This is a genomic window from Streptomyces sp. SX-6 (assembly GCF_059089585.1).
This window is the reverse complement of sequence record NZ_JBTHHU010000031.1, coordinates 49,309-67,560: the sequence shown is the minus strand read 5'-3', so window position 1 is coordinate 67,560 and position 18,252 is coordinate 49,309. Positions and strand designations below refer to the sequence as shown.

The window sequence follows — 18,252 nt, the reverse complement described above, 5'->3', positions numbered from 1 at the left end:
CACTACCCTCGGTCACAGGGGACGCGTCACAGGAGACGATCCGCACCGTCGGCCCAGGGCCCTTCCGCAAAGGATCCGCACCATGCACCGTGCACTGATCATCGTCGACGTGCAGAACGACTTCTGCGAGGGCGGCAGCCTCGCGGTGGCCGGCGGCGCCGACGTGGCCGCCGCGATAACCGACCTGGTGTCCGACGCGGGTACGGCCTACGACCACATCGTCGCCACCCGTGACCACCACATCGACCCCGGCGAGCACTTCTCGGCCCACCCGGACTACGAGCACTCCTGGCCCGCCCACTGCGTGGCCGGCACGGAGGGCAGCGGCTTCCACCCGAACCTCGCGCCCGTCATCGCCTCCGGCGCCCTCGACGCCGTCTTCGACAAGGGCGCCCACTCCGCCGCCTACAGCGGCTTCGAGGGCGCCGACGAGAACGGCACCCCGCTCGAGGACTGGCTCCGCGAGCGCGGGGTGACCTGGGTCGACATCGTCGGCATCGCCACCGACCACTGCGTACGGGCCACCGCGCTGGACGCCCGGCGAGCGGGGTTCGCCACGGAGGTGCTCCTCGACCTGACCGCCGGAGTAGCCCCGCACACCACCGAGCGGGCGCTGGAGGAGATGCGCGAGGCGGGCATCCAGCTGACCGGCAAGCCGGTCGTCATCTCGGCCTGACGAGGCCCCGCCGGGCGGATCGTGCCCCATGCCGGTTACGGTGACCGCGTATTCCGCCGGACCCTCGCCGTCGTGGCATCGGCGCCGTTGCGGCGGACCTTTTCCCGGGGCTCCGCCCCGGACCCCGGGGTCCCGACGGCACGCCCTAAGGCATGGCCCCCAGCGGGCGGCGGCGCAGCAGGCTCCGTATCGGATGCCAGGATTCCGTGTCGTCGTCCGGCGCCGAGCGCCATACGAGCCCGTCGGGGTGGTGGAGCGCGGCGGTTATCTCGTCCGGCGTCGGCGGCTCGCTGTTGCCGCGCAGATAGACCGCTCTCAGCCCCAGATTCCTGAGCCGCGTCAGCGCACGCTGACGGTTCAGGGCGTGCACCAGAACCCTGACCCGCGTGCCCGGCAGCGCGCTGCCGCCGGGCGGGCTGGGCAGGGACAGAGCAACGATCATGCTGCCGTCCGGAAGCCTGGCGAAGCCACCGCCTGCCATGCGCATCACCCTTCCCCAGAGCATCGGGTGTCAATAAGAACACCACCAGAGGCATCTAATCGCCTCCCACCGTGCACCGCCAGGGGTTTCCCAGAAAATGGCCTCTGACCTGCGGTGATGCCATCACGGCAATGCTCATGGGGCCGGTCGCGACACCTCGCACGTCCCGCGCGCACTGCCCGTTCCGGGAGCCGGTGTCAGTAACGTCCGATACCGTCACCCGAACACGCGGGCGCGTTCGCCCGGCGCTCCCGTACGTCCACGGCCCCCGTTCGCCCCGGATGCTCCTGTCACCGGCGTTAAGGGCGCGCTTACTACCCGTTCCCCCCGGGCAGACAGGACCGTAGAGTCTTTATGCGGTCCCCACTTGTCGGCTCTGCACCCCCATCACTGCCCCGAGGACGGATCCCGTCATGCCGCGTCCGACTTCAGCACAAATCGCTTATGGCTCGGCCACCGTAGTGTTCTCGACTCTCGCCATGCTGCTGCTGTCGCAGACGAGGTCGGGCATCGGAGTCGCAGTCGTCGCCCTGGGCGCCCTGGCGCTCGGGCTGCTCGTGGCCGTCACCATGCCTCTGCCGCACCGGAGTTCGCGGACGGTGGCCCATGGCGGCCGGGAGCCGCAGCGGACGGCGGTGCCCGCCGATTCCGCCGCGACGCGTATCAGCGAGCACTCGCTACCGGGTTGAGGCCGTTGAGACCACCACTGTCTTCGCGGCCTTGTCGTGAATGCACTGGTGGTACGGCTTGTCCCAGGTGCACCACAGCACATTGACGAGCCAGAACACGAAGCCGCAACACGGCACGATCTGCGGCAGGTTGTAGACAGCGGCGCGGGTCCAGCCGGGCGTGCCCTCAGGAGTCGCGCCGTTGTCGAGCATTCCGACGCGGATGCTCATCGCCATCTTGCCGACCGTCTGGCCGCGCGCGGTGAGCATCAGGCCCTCGTAGACGAAGTACACGACCGAGATCAGGATGCCCAGTCCGGTGTTCCTGGTCTGGTCGTGCGTCGGGTCCCAGTTGTTCCAGGTGAACGCCGCGTAGACCAGGCTGACCGGAATGGACACGAGCAGGCCGTCGATGATCCGGGCGACCAGCCGCCTGCCCCGGTTCGCGAGCGGCGGCATGCCCGCCAGGGGGTCGGCGGCGCCGTACTGATCGCCGTAGGGATTCCCGCCGTGCGGCGGCGGTGCCCCGTACGGCGGCAGGTCGGGCGGCGGCTCATCGGTACTCATGGCCCGAGTAGAACCCAGGCCTCCGGCCGTCGCATCCGCCCGTATGCCGTTCGAGTTGCGGGGCCCGCTCAGTCCCCGGCGGACGCCACGAACGTACGGGCCGCCTTGTCGTGCCAGCACTGCCGCCACGGCCGGTCGAAGAGGCACCACAGCACGTTGAGGACGCCGACGACGAGCACCCCCAGCACGCCGTAGACCAGCCAGCGGCGCAGCGCGGTGCCGAACGACGGGGTGTCGTGCGACTCGATGCCGAGGACGCGCACCCCGCACAGCCTCTTGCCCAGCGTGCGGCCCCACTTGGCGGTGGGCAGCGCCTCGTACAGCACGCCCACGACCAGCAACACGGCCAGCACGATGGCCAGATACGTGCCCGTCGTGCCGTCGAGGAGCCAGACGGTGACGGTGCGGCCGGAGTGTTTGGCCTGTTCCACCTTGGTGTCGATGTGCTCGACGGACTTGTTCCACAGCGGCACCCCGACGGCGCTCACGACGCCGCCCAGCAGGGCCGTGTCCACCAGCCGCGCGGCGAACCGGCGGCCGAGGGACGCGGGGCGGCCCTCCTGCTGCTCGAACAGATTGTGCGCGGGCGGCTTCCACGGCGCGGGAGCCGACTCGGGCAGCGGCTGCGAGGGCACCGGCGCCTGCCGGGCGAGCTGCTGCACCTGCTGGGCCCAGCCCACCGGCTGCGCCGGCACCGCGGGGACGGGCGCGGGCTCCGGCTCCGGGACCGCCGCCGGGACGGGCGCGCCCTGCCCGCGGGTGTCGGGCCACGGCCGGGGGACGAAGGACTCGGCTACGGCGGGCTGCGCCTGCCTGCGCGGCTCCAGCACGCCCCCTGTCTGCTCCGGCAGCCGGGGGTCACGGGCCGGGGGCGCGGCGGCCGCCTGCTGCGGCCAGGCCGCCGGGGCCCGCGGATCCTGCGGCTCCGGTTCCTCGTCGAGGAACACCGGCCCCGTGTCCTCCGTACGCGGCACGACGGCGGACCGCGGCGTCGGCGGCACGGGCGCGGCGAGCGCGGGCAGCGGGGCCGCCGCCACCCCGGGCGGCGGGCCGGGCAGCGGCTCCCCGTCGGGGGGCGCGGGCCGGCTGGTGCCGGGCACCCAGGCCGTGCCGCTCCAGAAGCGGATGTAGCCGGGGATGGACGGGTCCGGGTACCAGCCGCGGCTGGGGCTGGTGTCGGCGGATCCCGGGATGGGTGCGCTCATGGTCTCCGGTGTCCCGTATCTGTTCGTCCGTCTGGGATGTCTGGCAGTCTGCCGCACGCACGCGCGGTCGCGCGACGCCGGGCGACCGCTCATGACTTCAATGCGCAAAAGACAACCCGGGGCGCAGCCAACAGGTCTACCAGAAGGCCCTCCTCTGTGTGGCCGTCACGCCGACGGGACCACTCACACGTGCGATGGCGCGAAGTCGCGTCATGATGCGGGGTCAGCGCGCTCTCCTCCGGTGCGGGCCCCGTCGGGAGAGGCCGCGCACCGAGCAGCGAAGCTCAAGTGGAGAGGGCGCACTTCATGCACACCGTTGTGGAACGAGACCTGGAGATCGGGCTGGTGCTGTCGCCGGAGCGCAGCCTTCCGGTGCCCGCCCGGCTGTCCTACCGGACGTCCGACCCGTACGCCGTGCGGTTCACCTTCCACGTCTCGTCGGGGTCACCGGTCAACTGGACGTTCGCCCGCGACCTGTTGACGGAGGGCATGGGGCGGCCCTGCGGGCACGGTGACGTACGGGTGTGGCCGATGCGGGCCGGGGGCCGCGCCGTGGTGTGCGTGGCCCTGTCGTCGCCGGACGGCGAGGCGCTGCTGGAGGTGCCGGCACGGGGGCTCTCGGCGTGGCTCGAGCGCACGCTGCGGGTGGTGGCCCGGGGCGAGGAGCACGAGTGGCTCGGCCTCGACGAGGCGTTGCGGGCCCTGCTGGCGCCCGCCGCGGGCGACGACCCGGCCTAGGGGCCCGGGGGATGTCCTCCTAACCGTCCAGCACCTTGCCGGGGTTGAGGATCCCGAGCGGGTCGAAGACGGCCTTGATACCGCGCTGCATCTCCATGGCGACCGGCCCGGCCTCGCGGGCCAGCCAGTCCTTCTTCAGCAGCCCGACCCCGTGCTCGCCGGTGATCGTGCCGCCGAGCTCCAGGCCCAGCGCCATGATCTCGTCGAACGACTCCCTCGCCCGCCGGGCCTCGTCGGGATCGGCGGGGTCGAAGCACACCACGGGGTGGGTGTTGCCGTCGCCCGCGTGGGCGCAGACGCCGATGGTGAGTTCGTGCCGGGCGGCGATGGCGGCGGTGCCGTCGAGCATGTCCGCGAGCCGGGACCGGGGCACGCACACGTCGTCGATCATCGTCGCGGGCCGGAGCGTCTCCAGCGCGGGCAGCGACATGCGGCGGGCCTGGAGCAGCAGGTCGGACTCGGCCGCGTCCTCGGCCGGTACGACCTCGGTGGCCCCGGCGGCGGTGCACAGCTCGGCGACCGCGGCGAGGTCCGGGGCGGGGTCGGGGGTGTCGAAGGCGGCGAGGAGCAGGGCCTCCGTCGTCTCCGGAAGCCCCATCTTCGCCATGGAGTTGACGGCCCGGACGGTCGTTTTGTCCATCAGCTCGAGCAGGGACGGCGCGTGCCCGCGCGCCATGATCCTGCGGACCGCCTCGCAGGCGGCGCCCGTGGACGGGAACTCGGCCGCCAGCGCGAGCTGCCGGGGCGGTGCGGGTCTGAGCGCCAGTACGGCCCGTACGACCACGCCGAGGCTGCCCTCGGAGCCGACGAAGAGGCGCGTGAGGTCGTAGCCCGCGACGCCCTTCGCCGTGCGGCGGCCGGTCGTCAACAGGCGGCCGTCGGCGAGCACGACCTCGAGGCCGAGCACGTATTCGGCTGTGACGCCGTATTTGACGCAGCACAGGCCGCCGGAGGCGGTGCCGATGTTGCCGCCGATGGTGCACTGTTCCCAACTGGACGGGTCCGGTGGGTAGTAGAGCCCGTGCTCGTTCACCGCGCGGGACAACACGGCGTTGACGACGCCCGGTTCGACGACCGCGATCCGCTCGACCGGGTCGATCTCCAGGATCCGGTCCATCTTGACGAGCGACAGCACGATGCAGCCGTCCGTGGCATTCGCCGCCCCGGACAGCCCGGTGCGGGCGCCCTGCGGGACGACCGGTACGCGCAAGTCCGTTGCGGTGCGCATGACGTGCTGCACCTGCTCCACGGTGCGGGGCAGCACGACTGCGGCGGGAGCGCCCGCGGCGCAGAAGCTCGCCATGTCGTTGGCGTACGACGCGGTGACGTCCGGGTCGGTGAGGACCGCCTCGGCGGGAAGTCCCTTGCGGAGGTGCGTGATCAGGTCGCTCATGGGGCCAGCCTGCCAGAGGGGTGCGCCCCGGTCCCGCCCTTTCCCCGTCTCCTGGGGCTGCGCCCCGGGAAGCGGCGAAAGGGTGGGACCGGGGCAGCGGAACCCCCTACAGATTGCCCCGCTTGTCCTGCTCGCGCTCGATCGCCTCGAACAGCGCCTTGAAGTTGCCCTTCCCGAAGCCCATGGACCCGTGCCGCTCGATCATCTCGAAGAAGACCGTCGGCCGGTCCTGCACCGGCTTGGTGAAGATCTGGAGCAGGTAGCCGTCCTCGTCCCGGTCGACGAGGATCTTCAGCTCGCGCAGCGTCTCGACGGGGACGCGCGTCTCACCGGCCCACTCGCCGAGCGTGTCGTAGTACGAGTCCGGCGTGTCCAGGAACTGGACGCCCGCCGCCCGCATCTGCCGCACCGTGGCGACGATGTCGTTCGTCGCGAGGGCTATGTGCTGCAGCCCGGGCCCGCCGTAGAACTCCAGGTACTCGTCGATCTGCGACTTCTTCTTCGCGATGGCCGGCTCGTTGAGCGGGAACTTCACCTTGCGGGTGCCGTCCGCGACGACCTTGGACATCAGGGCCGAGTACTCGGTCGCGATGTCGTCACCGACGAACTCCTTCATGTTCGTGAAGGCCATGACCTTGTGGTAGAAGCCGACCCACTCGTCCATCCTGCCGAGTTCGACGTTCCCCACGCAGTGGTCGATCGCCTGGAAGTTGCGCCGCGCGAGCGGCTCGACGATCGGCTCGGCGGGGACGTACCCGGGCAGGTACACCCCGTCGTAGCCGGTGCGCTCCACGAGCGTGTGCCGGGTCTGGCCGTACGTGGCGATGGCGGCGAGGACGACCGTGCCGTGCTCGTCCTTGAGCTCGTACGGCTCCTCCACCCCCCGCGCACCGTGCTCCACCGCATAGGCGTACGCGGCCCGCGCGTCCGGCACCTCGATCGCGAGGTCCACGGCCCCGTCGCCGTGCTCGGCGACGTGCTGGGCGAGGAAGCGGCCCCGCTCGGTGGCGGCCTTGATGACGGTCGTGAAGACGAACCGGGCGCCGCCCGACTCCAGGACGTAACTCGCGGTCTCGCGGCTGCCGTTCTCCGGTCCGGAGTAGGCGACCAGCTTCATGCCGAAGGCGGTGGAGTAGTAGTGCGCGGCCTGCTTGGCGTTGCCGACGGCGAAGACGACCGCATCCATCCCCTTGACCGGGAAGGGGTCCGCCTGCCGTGCCGTGTGGGGAGTGTGATCTGTGGTCTGCGTCATAACGCGCAGGGTCTCTCCGATCCACAAGGTGCGCAATAGTTCGTGTTTCCACTGGGCAATATGCATAGCGAGAGGCCGGAACGGCCGGTCGTTCCGTACACGATGACCACGGGGAGCTGATCATGGCGATCGATCGTTTGGACGGCAGGCTGATCGAGTTGCTCGCCCGGGAGCCGCGCATCGGCGTCCTGGAGGCCTCCCGGCGCCTGGGCGTGGCCCGCGGCACGGTGCAGGCGCGCCTCGACCGGCTCCAGTCCCAGGGGGTGATCCGGGGCTTCGGCCCGGACGTGGACCCGGCGGCGCTGGGCTATCCGGTGACCGCCTTCGCCACGCTGGAGATCAGGCAGGGCCAGGGCACGGACGTCCGCAGCCACCTCGCGTCCGTTCCCGAGGTGCTGGAGCTGCACACCATCACCGGGCACGGGGACATGCTGTGCCGGCTCGTGGCCCGCTCGAACGCGGACCTCCAGCGGGTGATCGACCGGGTCGTGGGCATCGACGGCATCGTGCGGGCCTCGACGGCGATCGTCATGGAGAACGCGGTACCGCTGCGGATCATCCCGCTGGTGCAGCAGGCTTCAGAGGATTAACAAGAGAGGATCAACAAGAAGGAACGCGGCCGCCCGACGACAGCGCGCGCAGCGACTGCACGGCGTCCTTCAGCTCGTTCACCGGGACCAGCCGCATACCCTCGGGCAGTTCGGCCTTGGCGTCCGAGCACTCGGCCTTGGGGACGAGGAAGACGGTCGCCCCGTCCCGCTTGGCCGCCTGCGTCTTGAGCGCGACGCCGCCGACCGCGCCCACGGTGCCGTCGGGGGCGATGGTGCCGGTGCCCGAGATCGTCCGGCCGCCGGTCAGGTCGCCGCCGCGGCCATCGCCGTCGATCTTGTCGATGATGCCGAGCGCGAACATCATCCCCGCGCTGGGCCCGCCCACATCGGCGAGGCTCAGGGAGACCTTGACGTCCTTCGGCGAGCGGTGCACATAGTCCAGGGCGGCGCGCTCGGCGGCGTCCTGGGACTTCTTCATGTCCTCGACGTTGTGCTGCTCGACCTCCTTGTCCGACTGGCCCACCGGGTAGACAGCGTCGTGCGGCATGACCGCACGGTCCGTACGGAACCAGCCGCTGACCACGTCGGCCAGGCCGACCTCGACGTGCGGGCCGGTGGCCAGGATCGCGGTCATGCGCAGCTGCCCGCTGGTCTTGCGGACCGGCACGCCCTCGACCGAGATCACCTGCTTGTTCCGGTCGGTGCCGAGCACGTTCGCCGTCATGCCCGGCTGCGCGATGGTGAACGGCAGCGGCGCGAACGCGGCGACCGCGAGCAGCGCGACGACAGGCAGGGCGCAGAGGGCGAGCAGGCGGCCGCGGCGGGACAGTGCAGGCATACGACGACCCTAACGTGCCAGGACAGTGTCACCGCAGCGCGTCCGCCACTTCCTTGGCCGCCTCGATCACCCGTATCCCCACGCGTTCCGGCACGGAGTCCGCGAGCATCACCACGCCCACGCTCCCCTCGATCCCGTTCACCCCCAGCAGGGGTGCCGCGGCGCCGCTCGCCCCGGCTTCCAGCTCGCCATGGGTGAGCGCGTACCCGGGGTTGTCGACCTCCCCCCGGCGCGCGGCGAGTATCGCCCGCCCCGCCGCACCGCGGTCCAGCGGATGCCGGAACCCGGCGCGGTACGCCACGTGGTAGTCCGTCCAGCTCGGCTCGACCACCGCCACCGCGAGCGCCTCCGCCCCGTCCACGAGCGTGAGATGGGCGGTGGCCCCGACGTCCTCGGCCAGTGCCCGCAGCGCGGGCAGCGCCGCCTCCCGTACGAGCGGGTGCACCTGGCGTCCCAGCCGCAGCACCCCGAGAGCCACCCTGGCCCGTCCGCCGATGTCGCGGCGGACGAGCTCGTGCAGCTCCAGCGTGGCGAGCAGCCGGTAGACGACCGTGCGGTTGACGCCGAGCCTGGCCGACAACTCGGTGACGGTCAGCCCGTGGTCGGTGTCGGCGAGCAGTTTGAGGACGCGCAGTCCTCTGTCGAGCGTCTGCGAAGTCTCCGCGGTCACGACGCCCCTCCTCCGATGAAAGACGGGCCCCTCGACGCGGTGGGGATGCGCCACCGGTCCCGTCCGGCAGCGCGCGGGAGAGGCCGCCGGAATGCAGCCGGCCGCGCTCCGCGGCGGCGCTGCCACGGGGCGTGTGCGTGTCGGGCACGCTAGCGATCCAGTCCGCTCAGCGGAAGAGTCTGCCCACAATCCGGGCACCACGCATCCGCTTAACGCATGCGCGTCGCCCACTCCCGCACCTTCTTGATGCGCTCGGTCAGCTGTCCCGCCGTCGCCTCCGCGCTCGGCGGTCCCCCGCACACCCGCCGCAGCTCCGTGTGGATCACACCGTGCGGCTTGCCGCTCTGGTGCACGTACGCGCCGACGAGAGTGTTCAACTGCTTGCGCAGTTCCAGCAGTTCCTTGTGCGTGACCACCGGACGCCGCTCGGCGGGCATTTCGAGGAGGTCGGCCTCGTCGTCCGGCTTCTTGCGGCTGTGCGCGATCTGCCGCGCCTGCCGCTTCTGGAGCAGCAGTTGCACCTGCTCGGGCTCCAACAGGCCGGGGATGCCGAGGTAGTCCTGCTCCTCCTCGCTCCCCGGGTGGGCCTGCATGCCGAACTCGGCGCCGTCGTAGAGCACCCGGTCGAAGACGGCGTCGGACTCGAGGGCCTCGAACGGCAGCATGTCCTGCTCGCCCGTGGCAGCGTCTGCTTCGTCCCGCTCCTTGTTAGCCTCGTCCATCTCCTTCTCGGACTCGGCGTACGGGTCCTCCTCGCCCTCCTTCTTGGGCTTGTCGAGGACGTGGTCGCGCTCGACCTCCATCTCGTTGGCGAAGGTCAGCAGGGTCGGGATCGTCGGCACGAAGACGGACGCCGTCTCGCCGCGCCGCCTCGACCGCACGAAGCGGCCGACCGCCTGGGCGAAGAACAGCGGCGTGGAGATCGTCGTCGCGTACACGCCGACCGCGAGGCGGGGCACGTCGACGCCCTCGGACACCATGCGGACGGCGACCATCCAGCGCGAGTCGCCGTCCGAGAAGTCGTCGATGCGCTGCGAGGCGCCGGAGTCGTCGGAGAGGACGACCGTCGGGCCCTCGCCGGTGATCTCCCGGATCAGCTTCGCGTACGCGCGCGCCGAGTCCTGGTCGGAGGCGATCACGAGCGCGCCCGCGTCCGGGATCGCCTTCCGCACTTCGGTCAGCCGCCGGTCGGCGGCGCGCAGCACGTTCGGCATCCAGTCGCCGCGCGGGTCGAGGGCGGTGCGCCACGCCTGCGAGATCGCGTCCTTGGTCATCGGCTCGCCGAGGCGGGCGGAGAGCTCGTCGCCCGCCTTGGTGCGCCAGCGCATGTTGCCGCTGTAGGAGAGGAAGATGACGGGCCGGACGACGCCGTCGGAGAGCGCGTTCCCGTAGCCGTACGTGTAGTCGGCGGCGGAACGGCGGATTCCGTCGTTCCCCTCCTCGTACGTGACGAAGGGGATGGGGTTGGTGTCGGACCGGAAGGGCGTACCGGTCAGGCACAGCCGGCGCGTGGCCGGGTCGAAGGCCTCGAGGCAGGCGTCGCCCCAGGAGCGGGAGTCGCCGGCGTGGTGGATCTCGTCCAGGATGACGAGCGTCTTGCGCTGCTCGCAGCGGTTGCGGTGGAGCATCGGCCGGACGCCGACGCCCGCGTAGGTCACGGCGACGCCGTGGTACTCGCGGCCCAGCGGGCCCGCGCTGTACTCCGGGTCGAGCTTGATCCCGACCCGGGCCGCGGCCTCCGCCCACTGCTTCTTCAGGTGCTCGGTGGGGGCCACCACGGTCACCTGCTGGACCACGTGGTGGTGCAGCAGCCAGGAGGCGAGGGTGAGCGCGAAGGTGGTCTTCCCCGCGCCCGGCGTCGCGACGGCGAGGAAGTCGCGGGGCTGCGTCTGGATGTACCTGTCCATCGCACCCTGCTGCCAGGCGCGCAGCTTGTTGGCGGTACCCCAGGGGGCCCGGCCGGGGAAGGCGGGCGAGAGGTGGTGGCTGGCGGCGGTGGTGGTGGTAGTCACGGTCTCCGTCGGCGGGTCGGCGGTCGGGTCGGCAACCGCGTCAGCCTACCGGGGTCCGGAGGGGAGCCGCCCCGGTCCCGCCCTTTCCCCGTTTCCCGGGGGCAAGCCCCCCGGACCCCGAACCGCGCTCCGCGCGGTGCCCTGGGGCTGCGCCCCAGACCCCGCTTGTCGCGGCTCCGCCGCTCGTCCTCAATCGCCGGACGGGCTTGATAGTGCCGGGCAAATCCAGCCCGTCCGGCGTTTGAGGACAACCGCGCGGAGCGCGGTTTCGGGGGCCGGGGCGGAGCCCCGGAGGAAACGGTGAAAGGGCGGGACCGGGGCACCCTCCTACCCCCGCGGCCGCAACCGCGTGCTGACGCACGCCGCCACCAACGCCACCCCCGCCATCACCCCGAACACCACCGCAAACGCCGCCCGCGGCGCAGCCGCACCCCCCACAGCCCCGTCCGCCGCAACAGCCGCACCGCCCCCGAACGCCCCGAACAACACACCGGCCACCCCCACCAGCACGATGTTGCCCAGCGCATCCGAAACCTGGAGCGCAGCGGAATTCGCACCCTCCTCACCAACCCCCGACAACCCCAGCGTGAGCACACTCGTGCTGCCGATGTTCAGCCCCATCCCGTAGCCGCCGATGACCCACGAGACGGCCAGGATCCACACGGGGACCCCGTCGATCAGGACAGTGGTCAGCAGCGCCATGGCCACGGCCATCAGCACCAGCCCCACCCCCATCAGCTGCCGCCTGTACGGCTCCAGCCGAGTCCGGCTCTGCGTGAACGAGCCGAGCGACCAGCTCAACCCACCACCCGTGAGCGAAAGACCGGCCATCGCCGTGGACAGATGGCGCTCGGTCACCAGCATCAGCGGAATAAAGGACTCCGAGGCGAGGAACGACCCGGCCGCAAGCCCCCGCAGCAAGATCACGGCAGGCAGCCCCCGAGCCGCACGGAACGTACCCCGCGGCAGCAGCCGCACGATCGACGGTGCCAGCAACGCAAGCCCCGCAACCGCCGGCACCAGCGAGAACCAGTCACGGTCCTGCCCCGCGTACTGCAACAGCCCGGCACCGGCCGCGACGACCAGCGCGAGCACGATCCGGCGCCGGTCGAGCGCGGCCTTCCCCTCCACGGCCGGAAGCTTCCGCAGCGCCGGCAGCATCACCACGAGCGGCGGAACGATCAGCACCGGGATCGCGAGGAACACCCAGCGCCAGTTCAGCTGCTCGGCCACCGTGCCCGCGACCACGGGCCCCACCAGCACCGGCACGACCCACGCCGCCGAGAACGAGGCGAGGATCTTCGCGCGCAGCCGCTCCGGGTAGGCCCGCCCCACGACGACGTACAGGGCGACGACGACCAGTCCTCCGCCGAGTCCCTGCACCGCGCGCGAGGCGACGAGCATCCACATCTGCTGCGACGAGCCCGCCAGGATCAGCCCCGCGCCGAAGGTCACGATGCCGGTGAAGAGCGGCGGCAGCGGGCCCGCCCGGTCGCTCCACTCCCCCGACAGAGCCATGGAGAACAGGCTCGCCGTGAAGTACGCGGAGAACGCGAAGGCGTACAGGGCCAGGCCGTCGAGCGCACGCGCGGCGACCGGCATGGCGGTGGTGATCGCGCTCGCCTCGAAGGCGATCAGCGAGACGACGGTGATGATGCCGAGCGTCAGGGCCCGGTGGCGGCGCCCCAGCACACCGCCGCCCTCGAGGTCCGTCCCGACGGCGGCGGTGGGGGGTATCGGATCGGTGGTGGTCATGCCCGGGACCCTAGGGATCCGGGCGGCTCCGGCGCGTCTGGCGCGGGTCCGGAATGCGCTCATCCATCCGTCCTAGGTCGTAGGCCAGACCGTAGGTCAGGCTGTCGTCAGCCCGTCGTCAGCAGCACTCCCGCGTACGACGCACCCGCGATCACCACCCACGAGCACAGCCCGAGCGCCGCGACCCGCCCGCCCGTACGCATCAGCGACGGCAGGTGCACCGCACTGCCCAGCCCGAACAGCGCGGCGGCGAGCAGCAGTTCCTGCGCGTGCTGGGCGCCGTCCAGCGCCGCACCCGGCACCCACCCGGTGCTGCGGACGGCGACCATGGCGAGGAAGCCGAGGACGAACAGCGGCACGAGCGCCGGCCGCTTGCCGCTGGGCGCACCCCGGCGGCGCCGCAGGGTGACGGCGACGGCCGCCACGAGCGGGGCCAGCATGGCCACCCGCATCAGCTTGACCAGGACCGCCTGGCCGAGCGCCGAGGGACCGGCGGTCTGCGCGGTGGCCACGACCTGCCCCACGTCGTGCACGCTCGCCCCGACCCAGCGGCCGAACTGCCCGTCGTCGAGCCCCAGCGGGTGGTGCAGCAGCGGGAGCACGGCGATCGCGAGCGTGCCGCACAGCGTGACGAGCGCGACGGACGTCGCGATGTCCTCCTCGTCGCTGTCCGACACCTCGCCGACGGCGCCGATCGCGGAGGCCCCGCAGATCGCGTAGCCGGTGGCGATCAGCAGCGGCTGGTCCCCGCGCAGCCCGAGCTTCCGCCCGAGCCACAGCGTCCCGAAGAAGGTGGCCGCGACGACCGCGAGCACCATGACGACCGTCGCCCAGCCCAGCCCGAGCACGTCGTGCAGGCTGAGCTTGAGCCCGAGCAGCACGATGCCGACGCGCATCAGCCGCTTCCCGGCCAGCGTCAGTCCGGGCCGCCCGGGACCGCGCACCCACGCCCGTACGCCCGGCAGGTGCGCGGCGCCGATGCCGAGCACCACGGCGGCGGTGAGCAGGGGCACGGCCGGTACGAGCCAGTGCACCGCCCAGGCCAGCCCGACCCCGGCCGCGGCCATGGCGAGCCCGGGCACCTTGCCCGGCCGGGCCGCCGCAGGAGCCGGAGCCGCGGCCGGGGCCACGGCCTCCGACTCGGCGGCGGTGGCCTGCGTACCCGTCACAGCTCGTCGGCGGGAAGGTCGTAGACCCGCCGCACGCTCGACCCCAGGCGCGACACGTCGGCACCGTAGATGTGCAGCGAAATGGCCGTGGACGAACAGGAGTTGCGCACCCGGTGGATGTCGCCGGGCGGCGCGAACCCGCACACCTCGCCCTGCGCGTTGACCACGTCCTCGGTGGCGACGAGCCGCGCGGTCGTGCCGTCGGGCACGAGCCGGTAGCGGCGCTCGCTCTCCGCGCCCTGGTGCACTCCGGTCACGCACCAGGACACGTGGTCGTGGATGCAGGTCTCCTGGCCGGGCAGCCAGACGAGGGCGACGACCGAGAAGCTGCCGTCGGGCTCGGCGTGCAGGATGTGCTGCCGGTAGCGCTCGGGGTCGCCCTCGCGCTGTTCCTCGGTGAGCAGGTCGGCGGCGCCGAGGTGGGCGGCGAGCCGCTCGCCGACCAGGTACGCCGTCGTGTCCGGGGCGAGGCCGCGGCCGACGGCGTCCCGGACCTCGTCGACGAGCCGGCCGAGACGCGCCGTCGCGGTCGTCGCGGGGGGTGCGGTGGGGGTGGTCATACGTGCAGCGTCAGGGCCCGGATCCATCACGTCCAACGACAGTCTGTTGACCGTCCGCCAGGCTCTGCTTATGGATCGCGCGAAGGCGCCGTCACCGTCTCAGCAACCCACGCGCCGGGCGGCCGCCGTCTTCAGCTCGTCGAGGACCAGCGCGGTGGCCGGCACGCGCAGGTGCTCGCGCAGGACGTACGCCGAGATCTGGCGCCGCGACGCGGGGTCCAGCGCCCGTCCGGTGATCCTGTCGTGCCGCAGGAACGACAGCACCAGCCCCGGCATCATCGCCGCTCCCAGCCCCTCGGCGACGAGCGACTGCACCACCAGATTGTCGTCGGTGGTGAAGGCGATGTCCGGCGCGAAGCCCACTTGTGCGCATTCGTGAAGGAAGTTGGTGCGGCAGCGCAGACAGCCCGCTATCCAGCGCTCCCCCGCCAGGTCCGCCAGTTGCACGGCCCGGCGGCGCGCCAGCGGATGGCCGGCCGGCAGCAGCACGGTCAGCTGATCCTCCATCAGCCGGATTTCGGCCAGTTCGTCCGGGACTTCCTCGTGCAGCCCGGGGTAGGTGAACGCGAGCGTGATGTCGCATTCCCCGCGCACCAGCCGCCGCAGCGACTCCGGCGGCTCGTCCTCGAGCAGTTCGACCCGCACCCCCGGGTGGTCGGCCGCGAGCCGTGCCAGCGCCTCGGGTATGAGCGTCGCGCCCGCGCTGGGAAAGGCGCACACCCGCACCCGCCCCGTGCGCAGTCGCGTCAGCGAAGTCATTTGCTGCTGTGCGACGGTGAGCGTATCGAGGATCGTCTCCGCGTGGCGTGCCAGCGCCTCGCCGGCCTCGGTCAGCCGCATCCCGCGGCCCACACGGGTGAACAGCGGCGTGCCGACGGACCGTTCGAGGGCCTTCATCTGCTGGGTGATCGCGGGCTGTGTGTAGCCGAGCGCGCGAGCGGCGGCCGAGTAGGACCCGGCCTTGACCACCGCGTGGAATGTCTTGATGTGCCGGGAGTCGAACACGGCGCAATCATAAGTGCAATTTAAGGCAGAGGGGCGATGGTACGGGGCCTGCTTCTGGATCCCCCTCCCCCACATCAATCAATCTGGGCTTATGCCACATTCCTATGCGTCCTACGACACAGCGGAACTCTTCTACCGCACCCTCACCTCCCGCGGCGCCCCCGCCCCGGCCACTCCCCTCGTCTGCCTCGCCGGCGGCCCCGGCCGTGACGCCGCCTACCTCGGCGACCTGGGCGGCCTCGACGCCCGGCACACCCTCGTCGTCCCCGACAGCCGCGGCACCGGCTCCTCCCCGCCCGCCCCCGACCCGCTCGGCTACGCCTTCCCCGCGCTCGCCGAGGACCTCGAGTCCCTCCGGGCCCACCTCGGCCTCGAGAGCTTCCCCCTGCTCGCCCACGACGCCGCCTGCACCACCGCGCAGGCGTACGCGGCCTCGTACCCGCACCGGCTGAGCCATCTGGTCCTGGTCGCCCCGGACTCCCGCCTCCAGGGCGAACTCCCCGGCGACGCCGAGGAGATCTTCGAGTCCCGCGCCACGGAGGACTGGTGGGTCGACGCCTATGTCGCCGCGCACTCCCTCCCCGAGGCCCTCGACCTCGCCGAGGTCCGCGCCCTGACCCTGCGCGCGGCACCCATGGCCTACGGCCGCTGGGACGCCCCGCAGCGCACGCACGCGGCCGCCGAGCCCGACCAGCTGCGGCCGGTCCCCCGCGCGGGCTTCTGGCAGGGCGTCGACGACCCGGCCCGCCAGGCGGTCCTCGAGCGGCTCCGGGACGTGACGTGCCCCGTCCTCGTCGTGACCGGCAGCCTGGACTCGGTCGCCGGCATGCGCGCGGGCGAGCTCGTCGCCGCGTCCTTCCCCGGCGCGCAGACCCAGGTGCAGCCGCTGTTCGAGGTCGGCCACTACCCGTGGGTGGACGAGCCGGAGATGTTCCGGCCCCTGGTGGAGGAGTTCCTCACCGCACCACCGGTGGGCACGTGAACGGGGCGTGTCATTCCCATGGCACGCCCCGTGGAACCGTTGTCCCCCTTCCCCGCACGCCCTAAGGTCGACGGGGAAGGCACAACACGGCCGTGTGCCCGAGTGGTTGAGGGACTCGCCTGCAAAGCGAGTTACGCCGGTTCGATTCCGGTCACGGCCTCCAGTTATTTACCGGCTACTGCTATTTACCGGCTACCGCCCCATCGCCTCCACGAGGCTCTTCGGGCGCATGTCGGTCCAGTTCCGCTCGACATAGTCGAGGCACTCCTGCCGCGCCGCGGGGCCATGAGCCGCGGTCCACCCGGCGGGTATCTCCGCGAACACCGGCCACAGCGAGTGCTGGCCCTCGTCGTTGACCAGCACCCGGTACTCCGCGTTGTCGTCCTCGAAGGGGTTGCTCACCTCTTTGTCCTTTCCTCGTACACGTTCAGGTTGTTGTCGTGGTCACCTGGCGGCGGCCACGGGTTCCTCTGCCGCGGTCGCCGTGTCACGCCGGCGGACACCGCGGCCGATGGCCAGCGCCCCGCCGGCGCACAGCACGCCGACCACCAGACAGGACGTCCAGACCGGCGCGCCACCGTAGTGGCCGAACACCCAGCCACCGCCCAGCGGGCCGACCACTGCCGCGAGGGCGTAGGCCATGCCGTACATGCCCTGGTAGCGGCCCTGCAGATGCGCGGGTGCGAGCTTGGACGCGATCGTGTTGCCGGTCGGCATGGCTATCGCCTCGCCGATCGTCCACACCGCGATCGAGACGGCGAACAGACCGGCGCTGTGGGCGAAGGCGGACAGGCTCATGCCCACGCCCAGGAAGAGCGCTCCCACCGCGAGCAGTCTGCTGTCGTCGTAGCGCTCGACGATCCGGGTGATCGGGAGCTGGATCACCACGACCAGCGCGCCGTTGACGGCACTGACCAGTCCGTACGTCGTCGGGGACAGGCCGGTGTCCTGCATCGCGATGGGCTGCGTCACCTGGAACTGCGCGTAGACCGCGACGATGCCGACCACGATCAGCAGCAGGGTCATGAACACCCGGTCCCTCAGCACGCTGCCCAGGCCCTGCCCGGAAGTGTCCTCGGCGCCGGGCTCGTCCGCGCTCTTCTCCGGCCGGTGCTCCGGTACCCGGGCCGCGATCACCACGGCACAGAGCAGGGTGGTCGCCGCGTCACCGGCGAAGAGCCACTCGTAGCTGCGCTCGGCCATGACACCGGCTAGCACGGGGGCGACGGCGAAGCCGAGGTTGACCGCCCAGTAGTGGATGGCGTACGCCCGCTTGCGGTCGTCCGGGGGCACCACGTCGGCGATGATCGCGGAGAAGACGGGGCCGGCCGCGTACGACGTGAAGCCCAGGACGAACGCGAGGACGGAGATCAGCGACGTCTGGTCGACGAAGCCCAGTCCCAGCATCGCGGCGGCGGCGCCCAGTTGGGACACCAGCAGGGTGGGCCGACGGCCCACCCGGTCCGCGGCGACGCCAGCCACCACCGTCGACACCACTCCGCCGGCCCCGTAGAGGGTGGCGACGAAGCCGACCTGCAGAGGGCTGAAACCATGCTTGCTGGTCAAGTAGTAGGCGAAGAACGGGACGACGAACGAACCGGCGTGATTGACCAGACTGCCGACCCAGACCCACCAGTACGCAGGGGAGAATCCTCCCCACTTCGCCTTCACCACACGACCTGCCGATCGAACCCGGTAACAGTCCTCAACTGAGCCACCTTTCCTGCTGT

19 protein-coding genes and 1 tRNA gene are annotated in these 18,252 nt (G+C 71.7%); 6 read left to right on the top strand and 14 right to left on the bottom strand.

Features of this window, described 5'->3' with window-relative positions; genetic code table 11:
* The first annotated feature begins 82 nt into the window (after positions 1-82).
* Entirely contained in the window at positions 83-676 is a 594-nt protein-coding gene (locus ACV530_RS28855; RefSeq protein WP_494335577.1) for an isochorismatase family protein, read from the top strand.
* Positions 677-821: 145 nt separating this feature from the next.
* On the opposite strand, the gene ACV530_RS28850 is transcribed toward ACV530_RS28855, so the two are convergent.
* Positions 822-1,157: a hypothetical protein gene (locus ACV530_RS28850; RefSeq protein WP_494335576.1), complete on the bottom strand. Its 336-nt coding sequence runs from the start codon at positions 1,155-1,157 to the stop codon at positions 822-824.
* A gap of 413 nt (positions 1,158-1,570) precedes the next feature.
* On the opposite strand from ACV530_RS28850, the gene ACV530_RS28845 reads away from it, so the two are divergent.
* Positions 1,571-1,846: a hypothetical protein gene (locus ACV530_RS28845; protein WP_494335575.1), complete on the top strand. Its 276-nt coding sequence runs from the start codon at positions 1,571-1,573 to the stop codon at positions 1,844-1,846.
* Here the strand turns inward: ACV530_RS28845 and ACV530_RS28840 are convergent.
* Both ACV530_RS28840 and ACV530_RS28835 read right to left on the bottom strand, forming a co-directional pair.
* Positions 1,835-2,392, bottom strand: coding sequence for an RDD family protein (locus tag ACV530_RS28840; RefSeq protein ID WP_494335574.1), 558 nt, complete (start codon positions 2,390-2,392; stop codon positions 1,835-1,837). The two genes, ACV530_RS28845 and ACV530_RS28840, sit on opposite strands and share 12 nt — an antisense overlap.
* A 68-nt stretch (positions 2,393-2,460) precedes the next feature.
* Positions 2,461-3,597 (bottom strand): RDD family protein, encoded by a 1,137-nt coding sequence (locus tag ACV530_RS28835; protein WP_494335573.1) that lies wholly within the window; start codon positions 3,595-3,597, stop codon positions 2,461-2,463.
* 306 nt (positions 3,598-3,903) lie between these two features.
* Here ACV530_RS28835 and ACV530_RS28830 point away from each other — a divergent pair, with 306 nt between their 5' ends.
* Positions 3,904-4,335, top strand: a complete 432-nt coding sequence (locus ACV530_RS28830; protein ID WP_494335572.1) for an SsgA family sporulation/cell division regulator — start codon at positions 3,904-3,906, stop codon at positions 4,333-4,335.
* Between the two features lie 19 nt (positions 4,336-4,354).
* Here the strand turns inward: ACV530_RS28830 and ACV530_RS28825 are convergent, their stop codons facing one another.
* Both ACV530_RS28825 and hppD read right to left on the bottom strand, forming a co-directional pair.
* Complete coding sequence (locus ACV530_RS28825) at positions 4,355-5,728, bottom strand: FAD-binding oxidoreductase (RefSeq protein ID WP_494335571.1); 1,374 nt, start codon at positions 5,726-5,728, stop codon at positions 4,355-4,357.
* A 106-nt stretch (positions 5,729-5,834) separates the two neighbouring features.
* On the bottom strand, positions 5,835-6,980 hold the full coding sequence (gene hppD / locus ACV530_RS28820) for a 4-hydroxyphenylpyruvate dioxygenase (RefSeq protein WP_494335570.1): 1,146 nt from the start codon (positions 6,978-6,980) through the stop codon (positions 5,835-5,837).
* 122 nt (positions 6,981-7,102) lie between these two features.
* Between hppD and ACV530_RS28815 the strand changes: the two genes are divergently transcribed.
* Positions 7,103-7,570, top strand: a complete 468-nt coding sequence (locus ACV530_RS28815) for an Lrp/AsnC family transcriptional regulator (protein WP_494335569.1) — start codon at positions 7,103-7,105, stop codon at positions 7,568-7,570.
* A 10-nt stretch (positions 7,571-7,580) separates the two neighbouring features.
* Here the strand turns inward: ACV530_RS28815 and ACV530_RS28810 are convergent, their stop codons facing one another.
* The 7 genes from ACV530_RS28810 to ACV530_RS28780 all read right to left on the bottom strand — a co-directional run bounded on the left by ACV530_RS28810 (position 7,581) and on the right by ACV530_RS28780 (position 15,540).
* On the bottom strand, positions 7,581-8,369 hold the full coding sequence (locus tag ACV530_RS28810; RefSeq protein ID WP_494335568.1) for a S16 family serine protease: 789 nt from the start codon (positions 8,367-8,369) through the stop codon (positions 7,581-7,583).
* A 28-nt stretch (positions 8,370-8,397) separates the two neighbouring features.
* Positions 8,398-9,039 carry an IclR family transcriptional regulator gene (locus tag ACV530_RS28805; RefSeq protein WP_494335567.1) on the bottom strand — a complete coding sequence of 214 codons (642 nt, stop codon included), beginning with the start codon at positions 9,037-9,039 and terminating at the stop codon, positions 8,398-8,400.
* 209 nt (positions 9,040-9,248) lie between these two features.
* On the bottom strand, positions 9,249-11,051 hold the full coding sequence (locus ACV530_RS28800; RefSeq protein WP_494335566.1) for a DEAD/DEAH box helicase: 1,803 nt from the start codon (positions 11,049-11,051) through the stop codon (positions 9,249-9,251).
* A gap of 327 nt (positions 11,052-11,378) precedes the next feature.
* Positions 11,379-12,806 carry an MFS transporter gene (locus ACV530_RS28795; RefSeq protein WP_494335565.1) on the bottom strand — a complete coding sequence of 476 codons (1,428 nt, stop codon included), beginning with the start codon at positions 12,804-12,806 and terminating at the stop codon, positions 11,379-11,381.
* Positions 12,807-12,913: 107 nt separating this feature from the next.
* Complete coding sequence (locus ACV530_RS28790; protein ID WP_494335604.1) at positions 12,914-13,873, bottom strand: YeiH family protein; 960 nt, start codon at positions 13,871-13,873, stop codon at positions 12,914-12,916.
* Between the two features lie 98 nt (positions 13,874-13,971).
* Positions 13,972-14,535 carry a cysteine dioxygenase family protein gene (locus ACV530_RS28785; RefSeq protein WP_494335564.1) on the bottom strand — a complete coding sequence of 188 codons (564 nt, stop codon included), beginning with the start codon at positions 14,533-14,535 and terminating at the stop codon, positions 13,972-13,974.
* Between the two features lie 99 nt (positions 14,536-14,634).
* The gene (locus ACV530_RS28780) at positions 14,635-15,540 is read right to left on the bottom strand and encodes a LysR family transcriptional regulator (RefSeq protein WP_494335563.1); all 906 of its coding nucleotides are present in this window, start codon (positions 15,538-15,540) and stop codon (positions 14,635-14,637) included.
* Between the two features lie 91 nt (positions 15,541-15,631).
* Between ACV530_RS28780 and ACV530_RS28775 the strand changes: the two genes are divergently transcribed.
* Together ACV530_RS28775 and ACV530_RS28770 are read left to right on the top strand one after the other, a co-directional pair.
* Positions 15,632-16,522 carry an alpha/beta fold hydrolase gene (locus tag ACV530_RS28775; protein ID WP_494335562.1) on the top strand — a complete coding sequence of 297 codons (891 nt, stop codon included), beginning with the start codon at positions 15,632-15,634 and terminating at the stop codon, positions 16,520-16,522.
* 88 nt (positions 16,523-16,610) lie between these two features.
* A tRNA-Cys gene (locus ACV530_RS28770) sits at positions 16,611-16,685 on the top strand.
* A gap of 29 nt (positions 16,686-16,714) precedes the next feature.
* On the opposite strand, the gene ACV530_RS28765 is transcribed toward ACV530_RS28770, so the two are convergent.
* Both ACV530_RS28765 and ACV530_RS28760 read right to left on the bottom strand, forming a co-directional pair.
* Positions 16,715-16,924, bottom strand: coding sequence for an MbtH family protein (locus tag ACV530_RS28765; RefSeq protein WP_494335561.1), 210 nt, complete (start codon positions 16,922-16,924; stop codon positions 16,715-16,717).
* Positions 16,925-16,966: 42 nt separating this feature from the next.
* Positions 16,967-18,193 (bottom strand): MDR family MFS transporter, encoded by a 1,227-nt coding sequence (locus ACV530_RS28760; RefSeq protein ID WP_494335560.1) that lies wholly within the window; start codon positions 18,191-18,193, stop codon positions 16,967-16,969.
* Positions 18,194-18,252 lie beyond the last annotated feature (59 nt).

Excerpts from the sequence above, each read along its gene's own strand:
- ACV530_RS28855 (WP_494335577.1), top strand. The coding sequence starts at position 83 with ATGCACCGTGCACTGATCATCGTCGACGTGCAGAACGACTTCTGCGAG.
- ACV530_RS28850 (WP_494335576.1), bottom strand. The coding sequence starts at position 1,157 with ATGGCAGGCGGTGGCTTCGCCAGGCTTCCGGACGGCAGCATGATCGTT.
- ACV530_RS28845 (WP_494335575.1), top strand. The coding sequence starts at position 1,571 with ATGCCGCGTCCGACTTCAGCACAAATCGCTTATGGCTCGGCCACCGTA.
- ACV530_RS28840 (WP_494335574.1), bottom strand. The coding sequence starts at position 2,392 with ATGAGTACCGATGAGCCGCCGCCCGACCTGCCGCCGTACGGGGCACCG.
- ACV530_RS28835 (WP_494335573.1), bottom strand. The coding sequence starts at position 3,597 with ATGAGCGCACCCATCCCGGGATCCGCCGACACCAGCCCCAGCCGCGGC.
- ACV530_RS28830 (WP_494335572.1), top strand. The coding sequence starts at position 3,904 with ATGCACACCGTTGTGGAACGAGACCTGGAGATCGGGCTGGTGCTGTCG.
- ACV530_RS28825 (WP_494335571.1), bottom strand. The coding sequence starts at position 5,728 with ATGAGCGACCTGATCACGCACCTCCGCAAGGGACTTCCCGCCGAGGCG.
- hppD (WP_494335570.1), bottom strand. The coding sequence starts at position 6,980 with ATGACGCAGACCACAGATCACACTCCCCACACGGCACGGCAGGCGGAC.
- ACV530_RS28815 (WP_494335569.1), top strand. The coding sequence starts at position 7,103 with ATGGCGATCGATCGTTTGGACGGCAGGCTGATCGAGTTGCTCGCCCGG.
- ACV530_RS28810 (WP_494335568.1), bottom strand. The coding sequence starts at position 8,369 with ATGCCTGCACTGTCCCGCCGCGGCCGCCTGCTCGCCCTCTGCGCCCTG.
- ACV530_RS28795 (WP_494335565.1), bottom strand. The coding sequence starts at position 12,806 with ATGACCACCACCGATCCGATACCCCCCACCGCCGCCGTCGGGACGGAC.
- ACV530_RS28790 (WP_494335604.1), bottom strand. The coding sequence starts at position 13,873 with ATGGCCGCGGCCGGGGTCGGGCTGGCCTGGGCGGTGCACTGGCTCGTA.
- ACV530_RS28785 (WP_494335564.1), bottom strand. The coding sequence starts at position 14,535 with ATGACCACCCCCACCGCACCCCCCGCGACGACCGCGACGGCGCGTCTC.
- ACV530_RS28775 (WP_494335562.1), top strand. The coding sequence starts at position 15,632 with ATGCCACATTCCTATGCGTCCTACGACACAGCGGAACTCTTCTACCGC.